Source organism: Pseudomonas sp. D5(2026) (assembly GCF_057766845.1).
Map to the genome: position 1 here is coordinate 2021925 of NZ_CM173421.1, position 21480 is coordinate 2043404.

The window sequence follows — 21480 nt, forward strand, 5'->3', positions numbered from 1 at the left end:
CACCTACATATAACGAGAGAACGATATGCTCGATTCCAAACTGTTACGCGGCCAACTTCAGGAAGTGGCGGACCGCCTGGCCTCCCGTGGCTTCAGCCTGGATGTCGCGCGCATCGAATCACTGGAAGAGCGCCGCAAGGCGGTGCAGACCCGCACCGAACAACTGCAGGCTGAGCGTAACGCCCGTTCCAAGTCTATCGGCCAGGCCAAGGCCAAGGGCGAAGACATCGCCCCGCTGATGGCTGATGTCGAGCGCATGGCCAACGAACTGACTGCCGGCAAGGCCGAGCTGGACGCCATTCAGGCCGAGCTGGATGGCATCCTGTTGACCATTCCCAACCTGCCGGACGCCAGCGTACCGGTCGGTGCCAGCGAGGACGACAACGTCGAAGTGCGCCGTTGGGGCACGCCGAAGGCGTTCGACTTCGAAATCAAGGACCATGTGGCCCTTGGTGAAATCAGCGGTGGCCTGGACTTCGAAGCGGCTGCCAAACTGTCCGGCGCCCGTTTTGCTGTACTGCGTGGTCCGGTTGCCCGTCTGCACCGCGCCCTGGCGCAGTTCATGATCAACCTGCACACCGGCGAACATGGCTACGAGGAACATTACACCCCGTATATGGTGCAGGCCCCGGCGCTGCAGGGCACTGGCCAGTTGCCGAAGTTCGAGGAAGACCTGTTCAAGATCACCCGCGAAGGTGAGGCAGACTTCTACCTGATCCCGACCGCCGAAGTGTCGCTGACCAACCTGGTGGCGGGTGAAATCCTCGACGCCAAGCAGCTGCCGCTGAAACTGGTTGCCCACACCCCTTGCTTCCGTAGCGAAGCCGGCGCTTCTGGCCGTGACACCCGCGGCATGATCCGCCAGCACCAGTTCGACAAAGTCGAAATGGTGCAGGTTGTAGAGCCGGCCAAGTCGATGGAAGCCCTGGAAGGCCTGACCGCCAACGCCGAGCGCGTACTGCAGTTGCTTGAGCTGCCATACCGCGTGCTGGCCCTGTGCACTGGCGACATGGGTTTTGGTGCGGTGAAGACCTACGACCTGGAAGTGTGGGTGCCAAGCCAGGACAAGTACCGCGAAATCAGCTCGTGCTCCAACTGCGGCGACTTCCAGGCGCGCCGCATGCAGGCTCGCTGGCGCAACCCGGAAACCGGCAAGCCGGAGCTGGTACATACGCTCAACGGCTCCGGCCTGGCCGTAGGCCGTACCCTGGTTGCTGTGCTGGAAAACTACCAGCAGGCCGACGGTTCGATCCTGGTACCGGAAGTGCTGAAACCGTACATGGGCGGCGTCGAGGTCATCCGCTAAATGGATTACCTGCCGCTGTTCCACAAGCTGCAGGGCGGCCGTGTGCTGGTCGTCGGTGGCGGTGAGATCGCCTTGCGCAAGGCGCGCCTGCTGGCCGATGCCGGCGGCGTGCTGCGCGTGGTGGCGCCGGACGTCGACGGCCAGTTGGCCGCGTTGGCCCGGGAAGGTGGCGGTGAGGTGCTGGTGCGTGGCTATCAGGCAGCCGACCTGGTCGGTTGCCGACTGGTGATCGCGGCCACCGACGACCCAATGCTGAATGCCCAGGTGTCGGCTGATGCGCAGGCACTTAGCCTGCCGGTCAATGTGGTGGATGCGCCGGCCCTGTGTACGGTGATCTTCCCGGCGATCGTAGACCGCTCGCCGCTGGTTATTGCTGTTTCCAGCGGCGGTGACGCCCCGGTACTGGCGCGCCTGATTCGAGCCAAGCTCGAGGCGTGGATCCCTTCGGCCTATGGTGAGTTGGCCGGGCTGGCGGCACGCTTTCGGCACAAGGTCAAATCCCTGTACCCGGATGTCAACCAGCGTCGCGGCTTCTGGGAAACCGTATTCCAGGGGCCGATAGCTGAGCGTCAGCTGGCCGGGCAGGGTGCTGAAGCCGAACGTCTGTTGCAGGCGATGGTAGACGGCGCACCGGTGCAGCAGGGCGGTGAGGTGTATTTGGTTGGTGCAGGCCCGGGTGATCCGGACTTGCTGACCTTCCGTGCCTTGCGCCTGATGCAGCAGGCCGACGTGGTGCTGTACGACCGCCTGGTTGCGCCCGCCATCATCGATATGTGTCGTCGTGATGCCGAGCGCATCTATGTAGGCAAGCGCCGCGCTGACCATTCAGTGCCGCAGGACCAGATCAACCGCCTGTTGGTCGACCTGGCCCGGCAGGGCAAGCGGGTGCTGCGCCTGAAGGGTGGCGACCCGTTCATCTTCGGCCGGGGCGGCGAAGAGATCGAAGAGCTGGCCGAGCATGGCATTCCGTTCCAGGTGGTGCCGGGCATTACGGCGGCCAGCGGCTGCTCCGCGTATGGCGGCATTCCGCTGACTCACCGCGACTATGCCCAGTCGGTGCGCTTTGTCACCGGGCACCTCAAGGATGGCACCAGCAACCTGCCGTGGAATGACCTGGTGGCGCCGGCGCAGACCTTGGTGTTCTACATGGGGTTGGTGGGCTTGCCGACCATCTGTGCCGAGCTGATTCGCCATGGGCGTGCCGCGAGTACCCCGGCGGCGTTGGTGCAGCAGGGGACCACGCGTAATCAGCGAGTATTCACCGGTACCTTGGCGGACTTGCCAGACCTGGTGGCCCAGCATGAGGTGCATGCGCCGACCCTGGTGATTGTGGGGGAAGTGGTGCAGTTGCGTGACAAGCTGGCCTGGTTCGAAGGTTCGCAGAACAGCTGAAATCGTTGGGGCTGCAAAGCAGCCCCGGCTTTCTCAAGCCTGCCAAATCCCTTTGCCCACCAACCGCTCTCGATCATGCGGCAAGCCAAAGTCCTGCAGCGGCCCTTTAGGCACAATCCCGTTCGGGTTGATGGTCTTGTGGCTCATGTAATAGTGCTTCTGGATATGCTCCATGTTCACTGTACCTGCCACCCCAGGCCATTGGTACAGCTCACGCAGCCAGTTCGACAGGTTGTGGTAGTCGCTCAGGCGGCGCAGGTTGCACTTGAAGTGCCCGTGGTACACGGCGTCGAAGCGCACCAGTGTAGTGAACAGGCGTACATCAGCCTCGGTCAGGTACTCACCCGCCAGGTAGCGATTGCGGCCTAGCAAGGCTTCCAGGTAATCCAGCTCGTTGAACACATCGTCAAAGGCAGCCTCGTAGGCGTCTTGCGTGGTGGCAAAGCCTGCGCGGTACACACCATTGTTCACTGCCGGGTAGATGCGCTCGTTCAATGCTTCGATGCTCGGGCGCAGCGATGCGGGGTAAAGGTCCAGGGTATTGCCGGTCAGCTCGTTGAATGCGCTGTTGAATATGCGGATGATTTCCGCCGACTCATTGTTGACGATGCGCTTCTCTTTTTTGTCCCACAGCACAGGCACCGTCACGCGCCCCGTGTAGTGCGGGTCATCCTGGGTGTAGCGCTGATGCAGATACTGCAGGGCGTCGAGGTGGTCCCCGCTGGAGCCTTGCTGCTGGTCGAAGGTCCAGCCATGGTCCTGCATCAGCCAGCTGACCACCGACACGTCGATCAATGGCTCCAGGCCTTTCAGCGCGCGAAAGATCAGGGTGCGGTGGGCCCATGGGCAGGCCAGCGACACGTACAGGTGGTAGCGGCCTGCCTCGGGCGCGGGCAACTGATTGCGGCGCTGGGCGTTCTCTCGCTTGAACGTGCCGTCTTTGCCGTTTTCATACCACTGGTCGTGCCAGCGGCCATCGATCAATAGGCCCATGGTGAGCTCCTGAAACAAGTTGTTTGTCGTTGGAGCCCAGTCTAGGGAAAATCGTTCGAAGAAATAGCGCAAAGATCGGGGTTCTATTATCGGCTAAATCGATCTATCTCGAGTGTCCCAGTAGCCTTGCGCTGTTACGAACGCCTGCTCACGGTGCTGTCCCAAACCACGCAGGGCCAAGGCCATGGTCGCGATCAGGGCCTTTTCGCCATAACTGTCTTCTACTTCGCCACGCCAGAACGCCAGCAAGTGTTGGGCCTGCAAGCTGGGCGGCTTGACATGGCGGCGTTCGCTTAGCGCTGGCCACTCTTCATCCCACGCTTCACCTGCCGTGGTGCCGTAGAGATGGCTGATGACATCGGGGTTGACCTCGATTTCGCCGCCATCCCCCTTGATCACCACGGCATGGTCACCCAGCAGGCGGCTGGCCTCGCGGTGTACTGCCTGGTAACCAGGGTGAAAGATACTCTGCAATCCACAGCGAGCGCCCAGCGGGTTGAGCACTCGCGCCAGCGAATGTATGGGCGAGCGCAGGCCCAGGGTGTTGCGCAGGTCGATCATGCGTTGCAACTGCGGCGCCCAGTCGTGCAGCGGAAAGAATGCCAGTTGATGCTGGTCCAGCGCCTTGCCGACGGCGGCCCAGTCGCGGCACAGCGGAATCTGCAGCAGGCCGAGCAGTTGCTCTGTGTACATACGCCCGGCAGTGTGTGCGCCGCCGCCGTGCATCAGGATGCGCACGCCATTGTTGGCCAGGCACTTGGCCGCCAGCAGGTACCAGGGCAGGTGACGCTTCTTGCCGGCGTAAGTGGGCCAGTCCAGGTCAACGGCGATGCGCGGCGCCTGCAGGTGGGCGCGCAGGGCCTCGGTGAAGCCGGCCAGCTCTTCGGCGCTTTCTTCCTTGTGCCGCAGCAGCATGAGGAACGCACCGAGCTGGGTGTCTTCGACCTTGCCTTCCAGCAGCAGGGTCATGGCTGCGCGGGCCTCTTCGCGTGTCAGGCCGCGCGCGCCGCGCTTGCCTTTGCCGAGAATGCGCACGAATTCGGCGAACGGGTGTTCGGCAGGGGTTTCCAGAGTGAGCGGACGAGGTTCGGTCATATGCAGTTGGTCGGCTTGGGCAGGCCCGCCAGCTTGGCGGCAAGTTTGGCGGGGGTGCCGTTGAACAGGCGGTTCAGGTGCGGGCTGTTGCCCTTTTCAGGGCCCAGCTTGAGGGCCGTGTACTTGATGAGCGGGCGCGTGGCCGGAGACAGCTGGTATTCCTGGTAGAACTGGCGGAGTAGTTCGAGGATTTCCCAGTGGTCTGCCGTCAACGGGATACCTTCGCGCATGGCTAAAGCCTCGGCGGCGTCCCGGGACCAGTCATGCAGGTCGACCAGGAAGCCATCCTTGTCCAGGGCGATCGCCTGATCGCCAACGGTGAGCGTATTCATAGCCAGCTGTTGACCTTGTCGTATTGCAGCGACAGTTCGACGAACCCGGCGTAGTCCACGGTCTTTGCCAGGTCGTTGCCGACCGCGCGGGCCTGTACATCCTCGTCCAGGGCGAACAGGCGCTGGGCCAGGCCGGCGGCTTGCAGAGTGCCATGCGGCTCGCTGCCGCTGCGCAGGGCATACACGGCATCACCGCACAGCAGCAGGGCATCTTCGGCGCCGAGCAGGCGCAGGCAACTGGCCAGGCGCTCGTCGCCAAACGGGGAATGGGCAATTACATGCAGGGTCTTCATCAGAGCGTTACCACTTGGTCAAAGCGAGCTATCAGCGCGGTCAACGCTGCGTCATCGAGCACTTGCACCGGCAGCGCCAGGGTCTCGGCTGCCAGGCCGCGGCGGGCCAGGCTGTGGTTGCAGGCGAACAGCTCCTCGACACCGAACATCGGCAGCGCCTGCAGGTTGGCGGCCAGGTTCTTCTGTTGCACGGCGGCGGGTTGCTGGTCCGGCGCGAGCTGGAACACACCATCGTCGAGGAACAGCATGCCCAACGGCAGGTCGAACGCGCCGCCGGCCAGGGCGATGTCCAGCGCCTCGCGGGCAGATGGGCCATTCCACGGTGCCTGACGGCTGATGATCAACAGGGACTTGGCCATATCAGTCGCCTCCGAAGCAGACAAGGCGATCGGCCACTTGCGCGGCCTCGTGCAGTTGGCCCAGCCCCGACAGTTCCCAGGGCTTGGGCAGGTTCACGGCCGGGCGCTGGTAGCGGTTGGCCTCGGCTTCGTCAAGCACGCCACGGCGCAGGGCAGCGGCGATACACACCACGGCGTCCAGCTGGTGGGCCTGTATGAACGTGCGCCACTGGCCAGCCACGTCCAGTTCGTCCTGGGGGGCGACCACGTTGGCCGAGGCACTGTGTACCCCGTCCTGATAGAAGAACAGCCGGGCAATCTCATGCCCGCCGGCCAGCACTGCCTCGGCGAAACGCAGGGCGCGCCGCGAAGAGGGCGCGTGGGCCGGGGAGAACACCGCGATAGCGAATTTCATGGCTAACTCATGCAAAGGAATGGTGCCATGATAAAGCAAAAAAGCCCGCGCTCGCTTGTGCAAGCGGGCGCGGGCCAGTCATTCACGCTCAAGGTTCAAGCCTGCTCCTTGCCCTCCGGCAAGAACCAGTTCAGCACCAGCGCACAAATCCCCCCGGTAGCCACACCCGACTCCAGCACATTGCGAATTGCCGCCGGCATGTGCGCCAGGAACTCCGGCACCTGCGCAACACCCAGGCCAAGTGCCAACGACACCGCAATAATCAGCAGCGCCCGACGGTCCAGCCGGGTACTGGCCAGAATATTGATCCCCGACGCCGCAACCGCGCCAAACATGACCATCGCCGCGCCACCTAGCACTGGCTCCGGCACTGCCTGAATCACCCCGGCAACGCTCGGGAACAGCCCCAGCAGCACCAGCATTACGGCAATCCACATACCGATATGACGGCTAGCGATACCGGTCAGCTGAATCACCCCGTTGTTCTGGGCAAAAATCGAGCTAGGGAAGGTGTTGAACAGACCGGCCAGCAGCGAGTTGGCGCCGTTGACCAGCACGCCCCCCTTGATCCGCTGCATCCACACCGGCCCTTCGACCGGCTGGCGCGACACCTTGCTGGTGGCGGTAACGTCACCGATGGCTTCCAGCGAAGTGACCAGGTAAATCACCAGCATCGGAATGAACAGCGCCCACGAGAAGCCCAGGCCAAAGTGCAGTGGTGTCGGCACCTGGAACAGGGCGGCCTCGTGCATGCCGGTAAAGTCCAGACGGCCCAGGAAACCGGCCAGCGCATAGCCGACCGCCAGGGCGATGACGATGGCGCAACTGCGCATCCACACCACCGGGATACGGTTGAGAACGACGATGATCGCCAGTACCACGCCCGACATCAGCAGGTTTTCGCCATTGGCAAAGGTGCCATTGGCCATGGCCCCAAAGCCACCGCCCATGCTGATCAGGCCGACCTTGATCAGCGTCAGGCCGATCATCAACACCACGATGCCAGTCACTAGCGGGGTGATCAGGCGTTTGACGAAGGGCAGGATGCGCGACACGCCCATCTCGACGAACGAGCCTGCGATTACTACGCCAAAAATGGCTGCCATTACGCCCTCGACCGGCGTGCCTTGCTTGACCATCAGCGCACCGCCGGCAATCAGCGGGCCGACGAAGTTGAAGCTGGTGCCCTGAACGATCAGCAGCCCTGCGCCAAATGGGCCGAAGCGTTTGCACTGGACGAAGGTGGCGATACCCGAGATCACCAGCGACATCGAAACGATCAAATTGGTATCACGTGCAGATACACCCAACGCCTGGCAGATCAGTAGGCCAGGGGTGACGATAGGTACGATGATCGCCAGCAGGTGCTGCAGGGCTGCCAACAGGCCGATCAACAGCCGTGGCTTGTCCTCCAGACCAAGCACCAGTTCATTGGCAGGCGCCGCTGCGCCTGGGCTGTGTTCGTGTGAGCTCATTGCTGAAAGCTGCCCCGGAAGAAAAAAGGAGCGCATTCTACGGGGTGATGATGGATAGCGGTAGAGAAAAGCAGGATGTCAGCATGATCGGCGACCATTTGCCTGATTATCTGACTTTTTGGTCAGTTATTGCGGTTAGAGGCATAATTGGTTTGAAACTGATGTAGGTCCTCTGTTGGCGGTCAAGCTTTTCTGAGGTGTTCTACGCTCGTTTGTGTCAGGGCGGTAAGGCGCCTGCCTTGGTTTTTGTGGTGTTGCGTAGATCGAGCGCCGCCCGCGCGGCGCATCGCGAGCAAGCTCGCTCCTACATTTGTTTCGGGCCAATTATTCCTGGGGCAGACGCGCACGCCCCCTTGGCGCTCACCTCGAAATCGTGGGGAACAAACAGGGCGGTCGCGCGCAGGCACAGCATCGCGAGCAAGCTCGCTCCTACATTTGTTTCGGGCCAATTATTTCTGGGGCAGACGCGCACGCCCCCCTTGGCGCTCACCTCGAAATCGTGGGGAACAGACAGGGCGGTCGCGCGCAGGTACAGCATCGCGAGCAAGCTCGCTCCTACATTTGTTTCGGGCCAATTATTTCTGGGGCAGACGCGCACGCCCCCCTTGGCGCTCACCTCGAAATCGTGGGGAACAAACAGGGCGGTCGCGCGCGCAGGCACAGGCGATTCTGGCCCGAAACAAATGTAGGAGCGAGCTTGCTCGCGATGCGCCGCGCGGGCGGCGCTCGATCTACCAGGCGCTGAACCTCTTCCGACGAACATCCCGCAACTCAACCCATTTCCAACGCCTACAAAAAAGCCCGCCGAAGCGGGCTTCTTGCGGCACGGCAATCAATCAGTCATCACGACCCATGATGCCAAACAACTGCAGCAGGCTGACAAACAGGTTGTAGATCGACACATACAGGCTGATGGTCGCCATGATGTAGTTGCGCTCGCCACCATGAATGATCGCGCTGGTCTGGAACAGGATGCAGACCGACGAGAACAGCACGAAGCCAGCGCTGATTGCCAGTTGCAGGCCGCTGATCTGGAAGAAGAAGCTGGCAACGACAGCACCCAGCAGGACGAAGAAGCCAGCAGTGATGAAGCCGCTCAGGAAGCTCATGTCCTTGCGGGTGATCAACACGTAGGCCGACAGACCACCAAATACCAGCGCGGTCATGGCAAAGGCGGAGCTGACCACCTCGGCGCCACCGGCCATGCCGAGGTAACGGTTGAGGATCGGGCCAAGGATGAAGCCCATGAAACCGGTAAGCGCGAAGGTGGACACCAGGCCCCAGACCGAATCACGCAGTTTGTTGGTAAGGAAGAACAGCCCGTAGAAGCCGATCAGCACCACGAACACGTTCGGGTAGCCGACGCGCATCTGCTGGGCAACGAAAGCCATGACACCGCTGAAGGCGAGGGTAAGCGCCAGTAGGCTATACGTGTTGCGCAGGACCTTGCTGATCTCCTGCTGCTCGACCTGCTGGCCGTGGTGGACGGCGTAATCCTGTTCGCGCATGGCGACACTCCTTGGTAAACCTGTGGTTTCGGACGTTCAGATGCTAGGAGTCTACCATTGCTCCTGCAACCCGTGACACAGAGAGTTTGACAGCGTGTTTCATTAAGGTATTATGGCGGCCGCAAAACGAGCTGGAAGCGTGGCCGAGTGGTTTAAGGCAACGGTCTTGAAAACCGTCGATGGGCAACTATCCTAGAGTTCGAATCTCTACGCTTCCGCCACTAATTTTCATCAAAGCCCTGATTTTTAGGGGCTTTTTTGTGCCTAGACGTTTTTGGTCCCCCACCTGGTCCCCCATTATTGGTTTGGCTTTTGCTGGCTTAATGCGGATTGTGATGGACTTGACGTTTTCATAGGGCTAATGGCTCTCGTTGGGTAGGGGCGATTTTTCGAAGGCCGCGTAGGTGGGAGATATGCTGGGCTCTTGCCGGTAGCTATCGACCCGGCGCCTGAATATTGGGGCTGCTTCGCGACCCATCGCCGACAAGCGTGATTCCCACCGGTGTGGCGCAGGTCTGGAAACTGGTGATATTCCTGTGGGAACCGGTTTGCCGCGATTAGGCCTGAACTGGAGAACACTAAGCCTTGGATCGATGCCATCATCACACCGTCGCTATCGCCCTATAATGGCTTAACGGAGAAGAAGGGGCAGGGCATGAAGCGAACCTTTGAAGGCATGGCCAAAGCCGGCGAGCCGCTACTACGCGAAGCCCTTGATGCGATAAGGGCGCATCAGGACGCCCAAGATAGCGGGGCAACTCCAGAAATTGTCGAGCGACATAGAGTCTTGGCCGACTCCCTTTACCACGCGGTAGTGGATTTCCAGTTGCTGGAAGCCGGCAGTCAGTCTGAATCGATTCACTGACATCGAGGCACTGATGCCCAGACAGTCCAAGATTCTGCCGCCCGACCACCCAGCCTACACCGAGGCAATTGAGGCAATGCGCCGGTACCGCGAAGCTCAGGATACTGGCGCGGCTGCAATAGAAGTGGAAAGATTACGTCTGATAGCTGAGTCTCTGTTCCAAGCTGTCACTGACTATCAAATGAGAGCCTTTGGCCGCGGGGGCGGAACCACTCACTGACTGGCAGTTGAACGGAAGATGGTATGTCCTGCGAATATCTGCTTTCGAGCCATAGACGTCCTTAGTGAAGGGTTGCTAGCGACCAATTGCAGGCCCAGAAGTAAATCCCAAGCCAGAATGATTCATGATCCGCCAGCGAATTTCTTTTCAACCTGGTCCTGTTCATATCCCCAGTTTTTCCAGCCTTGGAGTTCTTCAGCGTATCGCTGAGGGTCAACAACGCGCGGCCGCAGCTCGGCAATGTCGGCTGGGTCTACCGAAAAGACGTACTGATCTGCGTGCTGAACGATCATGCGCCGAATCGTCTGAGCAAGTCCTCTGTCAACGACAGAGCCGCGTACGGCGGGTCGTTGGCCTACAGTGCAGTGCAGGAGGTGCTTTGGACTGATGGGCAACAGAAGGTCTGCTTTATCAGACTTCCATCCTGTGCCGAATTTATAGCTTCCATCGTCGTACACCCCAACACGGATTAATGGGTTGTCCGAGGTAGGCCAGGTCATGCCCGGAGGAGCATGAAGAACCGTCCACCCTTTGGGCTCAATTTTTTGGATGGTTTCTGTCAACAGCATACGCATTTGCCAAAGCCATGTGCGCCTTCCAACAACCGCCTCGGCTTTGAAAGTATGCGTCCCATCGGGCTCCGGGATAGAGGTGAGCCTAAAAGGACAATTATCAAATGATGAAGGTTCGAGGGCTTGTGGATTGATCTCTAAAGGGGTGCCGTGAATAGCCGCGTACGTCAGACGAGTAATGCACCGTTCGATGGTTTGATCAATCATTTCAGGGAGCATTCTTTGCAGACGCTCTAGAAATTGCCGCATGTGTGCAGGAGTGCGTAGATCCTGGCACAACGCGAAGCTAATCAGCCTCCTCCAGTCATCTCTGGATAGCCGCTTCTCTTGGACTACACGCTGAATTGCCTCAGCAGCAGGAGACTCAAACTCCGAGTCTAGCCAGCGCTCAAATTCATCAGTGACCTGTTCACCGAGAGTGTATGTATACAGATGCTTATGGAAAGCTATCCCTTTGATGGGGTGCGCCTTCCATAGAGGGACCTTCTGGTGCGGTACCAGCAGACGATAAGAAAGTACCTTGCCATCTTGAGCCCAGTTTTTCAGATAAAGCTTGGGGATAAAATGATTGTCGCGACGCAGCTCGCTCACCTATGCCTCCATAAAAAGTGAAGCGTCACCCTATTCAACCAACGCACGTACTCGTTGAGCCATCTCATCGGAGTTATCAGGTACACACAGTGAAATGCCCAGATAGTGCTCAAGGTGCAGGGTAAGCGTCTGCTCGCCCACCATCAGATCCCAGTAGCGCTGATCCAGTCCGTCGATTTTTTCCTTCCAGTAACCGCCCAGCCCACGCTCAAGCTTATGAGCCACTCTCTCGAAAATGTTCCGGTCGGCGTGCTCTGATATTTCTATGATCGCCATGCGTCACCTCTGCAAGCGAATACCGATTGTCGAGGTTCTCGCGAACGGCAGCAATGGGTCGATGGGAGATACTCAACACCGATCTGTTACGCCCCAGACGCTTTCATTCAGCTACCTGCAGGTTAAGGGGGGGCACGGTGGCTCTAGAGCTTCTGGGGCGAGGAGGGGGCACAAGCTTGTGCTGATCGGTCCAGCCTTGGAAGTTTGCCGAGGACCGCCTATGCTACTGGCATTTTGACGGCCTGGCGGAGCCAGGTAGTGACAGGAGTCCTCATGACCATCATCGTCCGCGTTCTGAAAGCGAGGCACGGAGACTGCATCCTTGTTAGTCATGAAGGGGAGGAAGGGGTATTCAATCTTCTGATTGATGGCGGAACGTCTACCACCTTTAGGCATGGGACACGGCAGCGCTACGCCGGAGCGCTGTGCAGTACCCTCGATGATCTGAAAGCCAAAGGGCAACGTATCGACCTTGCCATTCTCACCCACATTGATGACGATCACATCAATGGACTCATTAAAGCTTTTGAGAAGCCAGGCTATCTGGGTGACATGGTCAGATCCATCTGGTTTAACTCCTCGCGCCTGATCACGCGTCACTTCGAAGTACCCGAAATACCAGAGAATAATATCGAATTGCTTGACGACGATCCCCAGACATCGGTCAAGCAAGGGAGAGATTTAGAAGCGCTCCTCGATGAAATTGAGTGCGTTAGAGCGCCCCTCATAATGGCAGGTCAAACTCATCAAGCAGGCCCGTTTACGCTCAAGGTCTTGTCGCCTGGCCGGGAGCAACTGGAAAAACTATTGCACGTATGGCCCTGCGATGTTGATCCAGGAAAGACCTCTGCGCACGATACTGACTATCATCTAGCACTTCAGGATATCTGGTCGAACGACAGATTCCAGGCCGATACTTCTGTTTATAACGGTAGCTCCATAGCATTCACCCTCGAAGCCGAGGGTCGACGCATGCTTTTCCTAGGTGATGCACACGATAAAGTGGTGTTTGATAGCTTGCGAGTCTGTGGCTACAGTAAAACAAATAAGCTGCGATTGGATCTTGTGAAGTTGTCACACCATGGAAGTCAATATAATACCAGTAGCGATTTTTTGGAGCTGCTGGATTCGCCAGTCTACATTGTGTCAACGGATGGGGCTAGGCATGGTCTTCCTAATAAAAGGACAGTGGCTAGAGTTATCAAGTCTACACAAGGAAAGGTGTATTTCAATTACGATCATGTGGTTGCTCCCCTGCTGCTGAATCATGAAGTGGAGGAGTATGCCTCTCGTCTAAAAGTGCTCGATGATGAAATCAGATACTAATAAGACATTTTCAGAAATTATGCAGTCGTACTGTGTAATGGTTAATGGCGGAAGCGGTGTTCTGGTGAATGCCATGACGCAGGAGTTCTCTTATGTGCTGACGGCGAGGCACGCCATTTTTGAAGAGGTCGCCCGTAACGTAGTTATCGACCATAACAAGAATTCCATCAACGTTTTGGATCTGTTGATTTTTCCCACGGAAGGTCAACAGGAAGGCTTAGATTGTGCAATATTGAAAATCGCACATCAGGCGGATTTGTCTCAGAAAACATGGAGCGCTGCACATCTTCCGCACTTGGCTAACCTTACGTTTGTGGGCCTACCAGCGACAGAGAGAGAGAGCACGACACCAATCAAGCATTGGACTGGTCATTCAGCTGGGGTCGTCAACGAACTGATAACACTCGCGCTCGCAGGTGACCCTGGCAAAGAAGTTATTCAAGGGATGTCTGGAGGCGGTGTATATTATATAGACAATGGTTATCCGTACTTAGTGGGTGTGGAGTTCGAGATGGAGGCCAGTCGCCTGGATCACCAGTATGGTCGTGTCGATTGCCACGGACTTGCGCGATACCAGAGACTCCTCGATTTACATTCAAGTGCACCCATGATTCCGCCACACATGGAGTGCTTTTCGAGATTACGTGATCGAATTTTCGCATTTAATGCGGATGACCTTAGTAATGTTCAGGAGCTGACTGCCGCGCTGCTTCGTTTCGCAGACTCATTGATTGCGGGCGGTATGCCGCCGCCTTACGAAATTATGAAGCAATATAATATCCAGTTACTGCTGGATGTAGGAGATCCCGGTGTGCTGGAGGCTCGGGAGTTGTGGGTCGCTTATTTGGAGTTTTTAGTAATCTCCGCAATCATGGACGGTACCGGGGTTGCAAACAACGGCTACATTAGCGGCATAGATAAGAAGCGTCGGCTCCTGTATACCAATGATGACACTAACTGGGTTCGTCGATTAGATGAAATTCTCAAGATTGCACGCAAGTTGCTAGCTAAGGACGGCACGCTCGTGGTTGCATCGCCTCAAGCTAATGCGAAACCGTTTCCTAAAGATTTTACGCTTAAGAATGTGATTGGCAATATAGCAATCGTCCCGGGTCAGCCATTTTCTATTGACGAAGTTGAGTCTGAGATCTACACCAGTTACAAGTTGACTCATTTGGAAGGCCTGCGTAACAGCTGCGTGATCGATAAGGAAGAGATGTTTCGCACCGTGGCGCCGGGACGGGATCAACTGCTTGAGCTCAGGAAGTATTTGAATGAAATTATTAATTAAAGATTACAATTTTGAGTTTTTCACTGCAGAGTTTGATGGCATAGCATTTCACATGTTTCGCTCTGATGATGAGCTGTCCTACATTTCATGTATAGTCTGCCTGTGTAAAGAGCCCTCCGTCATCGTAAATAATTGGCGTGTGATTCAAAATCTTGTTTCGGTTCACCACCAGCCGCCGGGAAACCTCGCTGCGTGGAACGTATATATTGCGTTTGTAACGAGTGGCGCTGTTCCGATTTGGGATAAGTACCAAATTGAGAACAATAAATACGCTGCTCGCAAGCTGATAATGGATGGTTATGCTGAATTACCCACCCTTAAGCAGCTGAAAGGCCACTTGGAAAGGCAGCTCTTAGGAGCGGACTTAACGCTGGATCCTCGTGTTACAGAAACGCGAGAGCCGTTATTGTCACTTGAGGAATTCGTGCGCGGCGCGCCATTGGATCAAAAGACCGAGTCCAAAGAAAGGCGCGCGTCAATGATAAATAAAATCATAGAATCTCTTAATAAAAATGAAAATCAAAAAGGTTGAAATCCAAGCGTTTCGTGCTTACAAAATGAAATCGGAGGGCACATTCGATTTTACGAATGTTGATGATCTCCCTTCAAATTTTGTGGCCATCTTTGCCCCTAATGGCTTTGGTAAAAGCTCGTTTTATGATGCGGTTGAATGGGCGATCACGAATCATCTGGAACGTTTGGGTGGTGACTACAATAGAGCTAACTATGAAGGCGCCGCGCGCGTAACCAAGGATGTGGGCAAGGGTCAAGAGATCCTTCGAAACAAATTCGTTGACGAAAAAGTTAAAACGCGAGTGGTTGTGTCCACTACGCGGCCTGATCCCTTTACGCGACAGTTGGGGACAATACGCTCAAATGGCCGCGATTTACGTTTTGGAGATAGAGGCAGCGAAAACGACTATTTTCGGCGTGTCATCTTAAGCCAGGATGAGATTGACAGATTTCTACGAGAGTCTAAGCCGCAAGAGCGCTATGCCAAGTTTATGGAAAGTTTTGGCGGGAAGACTGAAGTTGCGCGCAAGGAGTTGAGTGCACTAATCCTTGATAATAAGGTCGAGCTACAGAGTTTGGATGCACGGCGAGAGGCTATCATTGCCGAGTTAAATGAGCCTGTTAATATTTCTATCTTTGATAATTTCAATGCATTGGCCGCGCAGCTCAACGCTACTGGTGAGAATATAGCCCTGGCGGACGAGCATTTTTCTGCTCAGGCTGAACATGCTCTGAGTGCAAGTCTTGTTTCCCGGCAGCATGAGCTGAGTGTAGAGCGCGAAGCTAATGTGCGGTCAATTAATGCGCTTGAAGAAAGGTTGATAAAGGTTCCGGAAGTTGCACTTCACAGCCAGTTTATCGTGGATCAGAAAGTGCTTTCAGCTCGGCTTGAGCAGGGCTTGAAAGATGCTGGCCGTTATCAGGAACTTTTGAATAACCATGGAAAGAGCTCAAGCGACATTCAGGATGCGAGTCGGCGTTGGACAGAAATCAATGACGTAATCAATCATTCTGTTGGGTTCTTTCAGGCTGAGTCACGTCTGAATAATATCGCTCAAGGTCAGCGGGTGCTGGGAGAGGGCCGAGCAGGTCATGCCGTACAATTGTCCGGGCTTGCAAAGACATTAAGTGGTCTTAATGAGGAGCTTAAGGGGACTGATGACCGCACTGCATTCCTGAGAAACTCTGTTGACAATGCCGGGCCGATATACAATGAGTTGGCTTCGCATAGAGCAAGGATCGAAGTGATTGCTCAGCAAGTGGCCGAGAAAGATGTTGCGGCTCGCCTCGATGTCGCAAAGCTGGAAAGCTTTCAAGATGACCTGAAAAAAATTTCAGGTTACAAGTTAAGTGTAGGCTTTATCTTGTCTACGGCCGGAGGTGGTAGATACCTAGCGCAAGACCAAGTTGAGCGTTTAACCAAATGTTTGGTGGAATCGGAGTCTATCGAGGTTCATGTAAAGTCTGTGCATGCGACTCAAGCAGCTTTGGCTGATCAGATGGGGGTGCACGAACGTCTGATCTCTACCGGCCTAGACTACCTCAGCGCCTGGCCTTCCAATATTTGCCCACTGTGCAGCTCCCCCCACGAAGATGCGGAAAAGCTTAGAGCAAAGGTTAAGTCGCAGACACTTTTGTCGCGGCTCAGTCAGGAGAATGCGGGGCTGCTTGCAACATCCGAAGCACGCCGTAAGCAGTTACTTGATGAAATTGGCTCTATTACGAGATTAGCTGAAGAAGCACATGCTCACCATCTGTCTGACCTCCGCGGGAAAATCCAGGAGTTGAGTACAAGACTGGAAATAATTTATCGAGAAAAATCAGATCTGGAAGTAGAGAAGCAAGCTTTAGAGGAAAGAACTAATGCGCTTGCTCAGACGGTTTGGAACCTCTCTCAGGAGGAGCTCATAACGCGCGCTCAAGGCGAAATTGCACAGCTGTCACTCCAACGTTCTGGACTTCTAACTCGTCAGACTGAGTTGTCAGGGGCAATCGCCCAGCTCAATCAAGAAATTTCACGCGTCGATGCAGATCTGGAGGCGTTGACGACAGAGGCCAGTACCCTCAGGTCGCAAGCGTCCTATTTGCTAGTCTCCCAGTATTTGGTCAAGAAGGGTGTCAGCTCAGCCCAGTTAGCTGAGCACTGCCAAGCTGAAAAGCACAATATTGAGACGCAACTTACTAACGCCAAAGGTGCAGTGGATGATCTGGCAGTCCAGTGCAACTCGCTCCAGCAGAAGATGTTTGCTGACGGCATGTGGGTAAACTTTGCTGAGCTTCAGTCTCAAAAAGAGGCACTTGATTTAGAATTGACCCGTGCACAATCTGCCGTCGACGCTTTCTATGACAGCCTGGCTGCTTTCAATGTTGTACGCTTGAACGTTAGCTTAGATCATGTCAAAGCTCTAATCACCACAGAGCTTGAAAGCCGCCGCTTACGCACAGAGCAGCTTGTCACTACTGAAAGTAATTTTAAGCTTTTGCAGGAGTTCATCGCTTCTTTCAAACCTTATATCAAACGTTTATCCCTGCAAGGTGAGTTGACAGATCTGGAATCGAAGCTAGATCAACGAAATCAGGTCGATGCGCTCCTGAGTGCGGAGCGGGTATCTGTAATCGAGCAGCTGAAGACATTGATTAATAATTTCTTCTATGAGGATCTGATCAATGTTATCTACCGGAAGATTGACCCGCATCCGTCCTTCAAGAAAGTGGAGTTCAAGCCCGATTTTGACTCTGCAAACCCTGGGCTCAATATCGTAGTGAGTGATGAGGACGGGATTTTGATCTCACCAATTCTGTACTTCAGCGCTGCGCAGTCCAACATCCTAAGCCTCAGCGTGTTCTTGGCTAGCGCGCTTCATGCCAAGGATGACCAAGGTAATCCGATTGACGTTGTGATGATTGATGATCCTATCCAGTCAATGGATTCCATCAATATTCTGTCGACTATTGATCTGTTGCGGAGCATCTGCCTACAGTTCAATAAGCAAGTAATTATTTCTACCCATGACGAAAACTTTTTCGGCCTTCTACAGCGTAAAATCCCTGCTCAGATTTTAGGAGCGAAATTCATGCAGCTGGAGAAATTCGGTGTAGTAGTGCCGGTCGAGCCATTCCTCAATTAGTATGTCGTCACGGAAGGGGTGGATTTTCCCCTTTCGTGACTCACTACGCAGCGGCGGCCATAGGGGCTGTTCTCCGTTAGCTGATTTTTCTATGAATTCAGTGTGAGGAAACCGTTGCTTGCTGGAGGGTTGCTACAAATTTTCTTAACGTCTCGAACCAAATAGCCGTTTAGTAAACTTTTTTTGCGGGGACCTTGGACACTACAGGTCCAGATATTTTGCCCATTCGGCAGTTTTAAATGAACGCCCATTTTTTCAAAATCGTGTTGAGCACTCCGCCAAGCCTCTTTCTTGCCTGCGGCATTTACGCTCTCTGTATGTTCTGTGACATACAGTTGGAAAATACCAGGGCTGACTAAGAAGAGCATTCCGTTCACTGTGTGGACCTTCGCCTTGGTGTCATTGACCAATAGACGATGACTGCGAACCCCCTCGCGCAGCCACTCGATAAAGGCCAATCCTGAACCGTCCTGAGAGGGCGCGGTGGCAGGTTGGGGGCTTGTCAGGGTTGGTCCAGCCTGGAGTTCAACCGGCTCCTGCAACATGTCCATCAGATCGTCGAGGTAGGCGAACTCCTGATTCGGCGGCACAGCGGCGAGCGGTTGTTCTACCGCTGCAATCTGCGGCCCAGCTAGGGGCGACTCCCTGGCGTCATCAGTTGGCAGGGCTGGGTCCATCATCGGTTCAACCGTGCCGCTAAAGCAGTTTGGCCTGGACTCATCGGCCCAGATCAAGCTCGGCTGTAGGCGGAGGAAGGTAAAACGATGCTGCCAGTTTCTGTCTACGACGGTGGCATTCCATACAGCCTTACCCTCCGGTGTCGCATCCACCAATCCATGTGACTGCAGCTCATCGAACAAGGCGATGTTGGAGGAGGGAATACCGTCGACCGCCTGAGTCAGCAGGTAAGCGCGCAGTTTGTCAGTGGCGGTCTTGCTGACCAGCCAGAGATAATCCTCGGTGAGCCAACCAGCGGCGCCGGGCTGGTTAAGCTTGAACTCGCTCTTGATCAGGTGACGCAAGCCCGTCAACAGGTGATGCTGCAGCGAGTGTTTGGGGGCCTGCTGGGCCTTGGAGGGATTGGCACCAATGTTCTGTGCAGTGGATACCCGGTCAGCTTGCAGCACGAGCTCCCCAAGGGGGCCGGCATGCTCGTAGTGGTTGGCCAGCAGGAAGAGCAGATGGCCCCACAAGGTTGGATAGTGGCTGAGCCAGTCGAGCTGGAGTGGCGTCAAAATCTGGGTGTATAGCAGCCCCATAGCTGCGCCGTGCAGCTTGTAGTCGCGACCGACTACGTAGCGAAAGCGGTATGGCTGGGTCAAAGGACCGTGCCAGGGGTGCCACACCTCGCCATTCTGATACTCCACCTGCAGATCCACGGCGATCTTGCCAATGTCATGGAGCAGGGCGCCGTAGGCAATCGCCGCGCTCCAGGCGTCGGCCTGTGCGGCCTGGTCTTCCGGCGCGGCGCCGCTGGGTAGCAGGTACGACTGGCGCAGCTTCAGGCGTAAGTGCTCCATGAACCCCACATTCAAAGCGCTTACCTGATGCCCGATGCTGTGCTCCCGATTTCCTTCTGGAGCCAGCCCTGCATGATGCGCCCCGACAGCAAAGTCGAAAAAGTCTACCTCTACCCCAAGCCTGTGGACTTTCGAAAGTCCATCGACGGCCTTACTGCCTTGGTAGAACTGGATATCAAAGTCGCCGTGTTCGACCCCGTGCTCTTCGTCTTCCTCAACAAGGCGCGTAATCGGATCAAAGTGTTGTACTGGGAGCGCAACGGCTTCTGCCTCTGGCTCAAGCGCCTGGAAGCCGAGCGCTTCAAAATGTCGCCTGAGCCCAGCGACGAAGCGATTGTCCTGACCGTCCAAGAACTCAATTGGCTGCTCGACGGTTTCGACCTTTGGCGCAACCGTCCTCATCAGGTTTTGACTCCGCGCTACGTCGCCTGACCCGGTATAATCCGCGGCATGATTTCCGTGCCCGACAATCTCCCAGACGATCCTGCCCTGCTCAAGCAATTATTGCTTGAGAGCTATGCTGCCCGTTTGCGCGAGCAGGAAGTCAATCAGGCCCACATCGTCCAAATTGACGATCTGAAAGAACAAATCAAGTTATGGCGTGACCGTTTCTTTGGCCGCAAGTCCGAGCAAACCGTCGATCCCAAAACGCCGCAACTGGCCATGTTCGATGAAGCGGAAAATGACCCTCTGCTGGCTGTAGTCGATGATGCCAATGAAGAAGTCGTTGTCCCGGTCAAGCGCCGTGGCAAGCGCAAGTCATTGGCGGCTAATCTGCCACGTATCGAAGTTATCCATGAGTTGCCCGAACACGAACTGACCTGCGCCTGCGGTTGCCGCAAGCATGTCATCGGCGAAGAAACCAGCGAGCAGCTCGATATCGTGCCGATGCAGATCCGCGTACTCAAACACGTGCGCAAGATCTATGGCTGCCGTGGTTGCGAGACTGCTCCTGTCACTGCTGACAAGCCCGCCCAGTTAATCGAAAAAAGCATGGCCAGCCCAAGCGTGCTGGCCATGCTGCTGACGACCAAGTACGTCGATGGCTTGCCGCTACACAGGTTTGAAAGTGTGCTGTCCCGCCACGGCATCGAGATTCCACGACAAACCCTGGCGCGTTGGGTGATCCAGTGCAGTAAATACTTCCAGCCGCTGTTGAACCTGATGCGTGATCGGCTGCTGGAAAGTCCGGTGATTCATTGCGATGAGACCCGCGTCCAGGTGTTGAAAGAACCGGATCGAGACCCGACCAGCCAATCCTGGATGTGGGTGCAAGCCAGTGGCCCGCCTGATCGACAAGTTGTGCTGTTCGACTACACCACCAGCCGTGCGCAGGAAGTACCATTGCGTCTGCTGCAAGGCTATCGCGGCTATGTGATGACCGACGATTATGCGGGTTACAACGCTTTGGCGTTGCAGCCCGGTATCGAGCGACTGGCATGCATGGTTCACGCGCGCCGCAAGTTCGTCGAAGCACAAAAGGTGCAGCCCAAGGGTAAGACCGGACGAGCCGATGTGGCGCTGACGATGATCAATAAGCTGTATGACATCGAGCGCGACCTCAAGGAGGTCAGCGACGAACAGCGGTTCATCGGTCGCCAGGAAAGAAGCTTACCGATCCTCGGTCAGCTGAAAAGCTGGCTGGACAAGACGTACGCCCAGGTGACGCCGCAAAGCGTATTGGGCAAGGCGGTGCATTACCTGACAAACAACTGGAGCCGCCTGGAACGGTATGTCGAAGCGGGCCATTTGCCAATCGACAACAACCTGGCAGAGCGTGCGATAAAACCGTTTGTCATTGGGCGCAAGGCTTGGCTGTTCAGTGACACGCCCAAGGGCGCCACGGCAAGTGCGCAGATATACAGCTTGGTCGAGACCGCCAAGGTAAACGGCCAGGAGCCCTATACGTGGCTGCGCCACGTACTTGAGCGCCTGCCGTATGCGTCGTCGGTCTCAGACTACGAAGCCTTGCTGCCATGGAACTGCTCGCCAGAGATACCACGGTAAGCTGAGGCCCTATCTTTTAGAAGG

Annotated in this window: 20 protein-coding genes, 1 tRNA gene and 1 pseudogene; 11 read left to right on the forward strand and 11 right to left on the reverse strand. The window is 56.1% G+C overall.

The features are described from left to right. Window positions 1-25 precede the first annotated feature (25 nt). Window positions 26-1306 carry a serine--tRNA ligase gene (gene serS / locus AC3B5Q_RS09160; protein ID WP_101196159.1) on the forward strand — a complete coding sequence of 427 codons (1281 nt, stop codon included), beginning with the start codon at window positions 26-28 and terminating at the stop codon, window positions 1304-1306. Next, window positions 1307-2698, forward strand: a complete 1392-nt coding sequence (cysG, locus tag AC3B5Q_RS09165) for a siroheme synthase CysG (RefSeq protein WP_101196158.1) — start codon at window positions 1307-1309, stop codon at window positions 2696-2698. It abuts the gene before it with no gap. A gap of 33 nt (window positions 2699-2731) precedes the next feature. On the opposite strand, the gene AC3B5Q_RS09170 is transcribed toward cysG, so the two are convergent. From AC3B5Q_RS09170 to AC3B5Q_RS09205, 8 genes are all read right to left on the reverse strand, one after another. Continuing rightward, window positions 2732-3691 (reverse strand): glutathione S-transferase family protein, encoded by a 960-nt coding sequence (locus tag AC3B5Q_RS09170; protein WP_021782160.1) that lies wholly within the window; start codon window positions 3689-3691, stop codon window positions 2732-2734. A gap of 93 nt (window positions 3692-3784) precedes the next feature. Continuing rightward, a complete protein-coding gene (locus tag AC3B5Q_RS09175) occupies window positions 3785-4786 on the reverse strand; it encodes a glycosyl transferase family protein (RefSeq protein ID WP_252458282.1) in 1002 nt (333 codons plus the stop codon). Next, window positions 4783-5118, reverse strand: coding sequence for a TusE/DsrC/DsvC family sulfur relay protein (locus AC3B5Q_RS09180; protein WP_021782162.1), 336 nt, complete (start codon window positions 5116-5118; stop codon window positions 4783-4785). Before AC3B5Q_RS09180 ends, AC3B5Q_RS09175 begins: the two co-directional genes overlap by 4 nt. Next, window positions 5115-5411, reverse strand: coding sequence for a sulfurtransferase complex subunit TusB (gene tusB / locus AC3B5Q_RS09185; RefSeq protein WP_488392991.1), 297 nt, complete (start codon window positions 5409-5411; stop codon window positions 5115-5117). The genes AC3B5Q_RS09180 and tusB overlap by 4 nt, the downstream gene beginning before the upstream one ends. Continuing rightward, window positions 5411-5770, reverse strand: coding sequence for a sulfurtransferase complex subunit TusC (tusC, locus tag AC3B5Q_RS09190; protein WP_448176993.1), 360 nt, complete (start codon window positions 5768-5770; stop codon window positions 5411-5413). The genes tusB and tusC overlap by 1 nt, the downstream gene beginning before the upstream one ends. 1 nt (window position 5771) lies before the next feature. Continuing rightward, entirely contained in the window at window positions 5772-6164 is a 393-nt protein-coding gene (gene tusD / locus AC3B5Q_RS09195; protein ID WP_021782165.1) for a sulfurtransferase complex subunit TusD, read from the reverse strand. A gap of 95 nt (window positions 6165-6259) precedes the next feature. After that, window positions 6260-7639, reverse strand: a complete 1380-nt coding sequence (locus AC3B5Q_RS09200; protein WP_003251186.1) for a nucleobase:cation symporter-2 family protein — start codon at window positions 7637-7639, stop codon at window positions 6260-6262. Window positions 7640-8475: 836 nt separating this feature from the next. Continuing rightward, complete coding sequence (locus tag AC3B5Q_RS09205) at window positions 8476-9147, reverse strand: Bax inhibitor-1/YccA family protein (protein ID WP_046614862.1); 672 nt, start codon at window positions 9145-9147, stop codon at window positions 8476-8478. A gap of 133 nt (window positions 9148-9280) precedes the next feature. Here AC3B5Q_RS09205 and AC3B5Q_RS09210 point away from each other — a divergent pair. The 3 genes from AC3B5Q_RS09210 (at window position 9281) to AC3B5Q_RS09220 (ending at window position 10232) form a co-directional block, all read left to right on the forward strand. Beyond that, window positions 9281-9368: transfer RNA gene (locus AC3B5Q_RS09210), tRNA-Ser, on the forward strand. Window positions 9369-9802: 434 nt separating this feature from the next. Further along, window positions 9803-10012, forward strand: coding sequence for a hypothetical protein (locus AC3B5Q_RS09215; protein WP_488392992.1), 210 nt, complete (start codon window positions 9803-9805; stop codon window positions 10010-10012). Window positions 10013-10025: 13 nt separating this feature from the next. Continuing rightward, window positions 10026-10232 carry a hypothetical protein gene (locus AC3B5Q_RS09220; protein WP_488392993.1) on the forward strand — a complete coding sequence of 69 codons (207 nt, stop codon included), beginning with the start codon at window positions 10026-10028 and terminating at the stop codon, window positions 10230-10232. 122 nt (window positions 10233-10354) lie between these two features. Here the strand turns inward: AC3B5Q_RS09220 and AC3B5Q_RS09225 are convergent, their stop codons facing one another. After that, complete coding sequence (locus AC3B5Q_RS09225) at window positions 10355-11395, reverse strand: DUF4238 domain-containing protein (RefSeq protein WP_488392994.1); 1041 nt, start codon at window positions 11393-11395, stop codon at window positions 10355-10357. 30 nt (window positions 11396-11425) lie between these two features. Further along, complete coding sequence (locus tag AC3B5Q_RS09230) at window positions 11426-11671, reverse strand: DUF3630 family protein (protein ID WP_488392995.1); 246 nt, start codon at window positions 11669-11671, stop codon at window positions 11426-11428. Window positions 11672-11944: 273 nt separating this feature from the next. On the opposite strand from AC3B5Q_RS09230, the gene AC3B5Q_RS09235 reads away from it, so the two are divergent. The 4 genes from AC3B5Q_RS09235 to AC3B5Q_RS09250 are packed head-to-tail and all read left to right on the forward strand — an operon-like array spanning window position 11945 to window position 17929. Then, window positions 11945-12997, forward strand: a complete 1053-nt coding sequence (locus AC3B5Q_RS09235) for a ComEC/Rec2 family competence protein (protein WP_488392996.1) — start codon at window positions 11945-11947, stop codon at window positions 12995-12997. After that, a complete protein-coding gene (locus tag AC3B5Q_RS09240; RefSeq protein WP_488392997.1) occupies window positions 12981-14288 on the forward strand; it encodes an ABC-three component system protein in 1308 nt (435 codons plus the stop codon). The genes AC3B5Q_RS09235 and AC3B5Q_RS09240 overlap by 17 nt, the downstream gene beginning before the upstream one ends. Next, window positions 14272-14820 (forward strand): ABC-three component system middle component 1, encoded by a 549-nt coding sequence (locus AC3B5Q_RS09245; RefSeq protein ID WP_488392998.1) that lies wholly within the window; start codon window positions 14272-14274, stop codon window positions 14818-14820. The genes AC3B5Q_RS09240 and AC3B5Q_RS09245 overlap by 17 nt, the downstream gene beginning before the upstream one ends. After that, window positions 14801-17929, forward strand: coding sequence for an AAA family ATPase (locus tag AC3B5Q_RS09250; protein WP_488392999.1), 3129 nt, complete (start codon window positions 14801-14803; stop codon window positions 17927-17929). Before AC3B5Q_RS09245 ends, AC3B5Q_RS09250 begins: the two co-directional genes overlap by 20 nt. A gap of 89 nt (window positions 17930-18018) precedes the next feature. On the opposite strand, the pseudogene mobH reads toward AC3B5Q_RS09250, so the two are convergent. Then, window positions 18019-19587 (reverse strand): annotated as a pseudogene (gene mobH, locus AC3B5Q_RS09255) (MobH family relaxase); the annotation flags it as partial. On the opposite strand from mobH, the gene tnpB reads away from it, so the two are divergent. Together tnpB and tnpC are read left to right on the forward strand one after the other, a co-directional pair. Next, window positions 19522-19881 (forward strand): IS66 family insertion sequence element accessory protein TnpB, encoded by a 360-nt coding sequence (gene tnpB / locus AC3B5Q_RS09260; protein ID WP_019437365.1) that lies wholly within the window; start codon window positions 19522-19524, stop codon window positions 19879-19881. The pseudogene mobH and the gene tnpB overlap by 66 nt on opposite strands. Before the next feature lie 18 nt (window positions 19882-19899). Further along, window positions 19900-21456 (forward strand): IS66 family transposase, encoded by a 1557-nt coding sequence (gene tnpC, locus AC3B5Q_RS09265; RefSeq protein WP_488392644.1) that lies wholly within the window; start codon window positions 19900-19902, stop codon window positions 21454-21456. Window positions 21457-21480 lie beyond the last annotated feature (24 nt).

What these genes read in the sequence shown, in the direction of transcription:
- serS (WP_101196159.1), top strand. Translation starts at nt 26, where the DNA reads ATGCTCGATTCCAAACTGTTACGCGGCCAACTTCAGGAAGTGGCGGAC.
- cysG (WP_101196158.1), top strand. Translation starts at nt 1,307, where the DNA reads ATGGATTACCTGCCGCTGTTCCACAAGCTGCAGGGCGGCCGTGTGCTG.
- AC3B5Q_RS09170 (WP_021782160.1), bottom strand. Translation starts at nt 3,691, where the DNA reads ATGGGCCTATTGATCGATGGCCGCTGGCACGACCAGTGGTATGAAAAC.
- AC3B5Q_RS09175 (WP_252458282.1), bottom strand. Translation starts at nt 4,786, where the DNA reads ATGACCGAACCTCGTCCGCTCACTCTGGAAACCCCTGCCGAACACCCG.
- AC3B5Q_RS09180 (WP_021782162.1), bottom strand. Translation starts at nt 5,118, where the DNA reads ATGAATACGCTCACCGTTGGCGATCAGGCGATCGCCCTGGACAAGGAT.
- tusB (WP_488392991.1), bottom strand. Translation starts at nt 5,411, where the DNA reads ATGAAGACCCTGCATGTAATTGCCCATTCCCCGTTTGGCGACGAGCGC.
- tusC (WP_448176993.1), bottom strand. Translation starts at nt 5,770, where the DNA reads ATGGCCAAGTCCCTGTTGATCATCAGCCGTCAGGCACCGTGGAATGGC.
- tusD (WP_021782165.1), bottom strand. Translation starts at nt 6,164, where the DNA reads ATGAAATTCGCTATCGCGGTGTTCTCCCCGGCCCACGCGCCCTCTTCG.
- AC3B5Q_RS09200 (WP_003251186.1), bottom strand. Translation starts at nt 7,639, where the DNA reads ATGAGCTCACACGAACACAGCCCAGGCGCAGCGGCGCCTGCCAATGAA.
- AC3B5Q_RS09205 (WP_046614862.1), bottom strand. Translation starts at nt 9,147, where the DNA reads ATGCGCGAACAGGATTACGCCGTCCACCACGGCCAGCAGGTCGAGCAG.
- AC3B5Q_RS09215 (WP_488392992.1), top strand. Translation starts at nt 9,803, where the DNA reads ATGAAGCGAACCTTTGAAGGCATGGCCAAAGCCGGCGAGCCGCTACTA.
- AC3B5Q_RS09220 (WP_488392993.1), top strand. Translation starts at nt 10,026, where the DNA reads ATGCCCAGACAGTCCAAGATTCTGCCGCCCGACCACCCAGCCTACACC.
- AC3B5Q_RS09230 (WP_488392995.1), bottom strand. Translation starts at nt 11,671, where the DNA reads ATGGCGATCATAGAAATATCAGAGCACGCCGACCGGAACATTTTCGAG.
- AC3B5Q_RS09235 (WP_488392996.1), top strand. Translation starts at nt 11,945, where the DNA reads ATGACCATCATCGTCCGCGTTCTGAAAGCGAGGCACGGAGACTGCATC.
- AC3B5Q_RS09240 (WP_488392997.1), top strand. Translation starts at nt 12,981, where the DNA reads ATGAAATCAGATACTAATAAGACATTTTCAGAAATTATGCAGTCGTAC.
- AC3B5Q_RS09245 (WP_488392998.1), top strand. Translation starts at nt 14,272, where the DNA reads ATGAAATTATTAATTAAAGATTACAATTTTGAGTTTTTCACTGCAGAG.
- AC3B5Q_RS09250 (WP_488392999.1), top strand. Translation starts at nt 14,801, where the DNA reads ATGAAAATCAAAAAGGTTGAAATCCAAGCGTTTCGTGCTTACAAAATG.
- tnpB (WP_019437365.1), top strand. Translation starts at nt 19,522, where the DNA reads ATGATGCGCCCCGACAGCAAAGTCGAAAAAGTCTACCTCTACCCCAAG.
- tnpC (WP_488392644.1), top strand. Translation starts at nt 19,900, where the DNA reads ATGATTTCCGTGCCCGACAATCTCCCAGACGATCCTGCCCTGCTCAAG.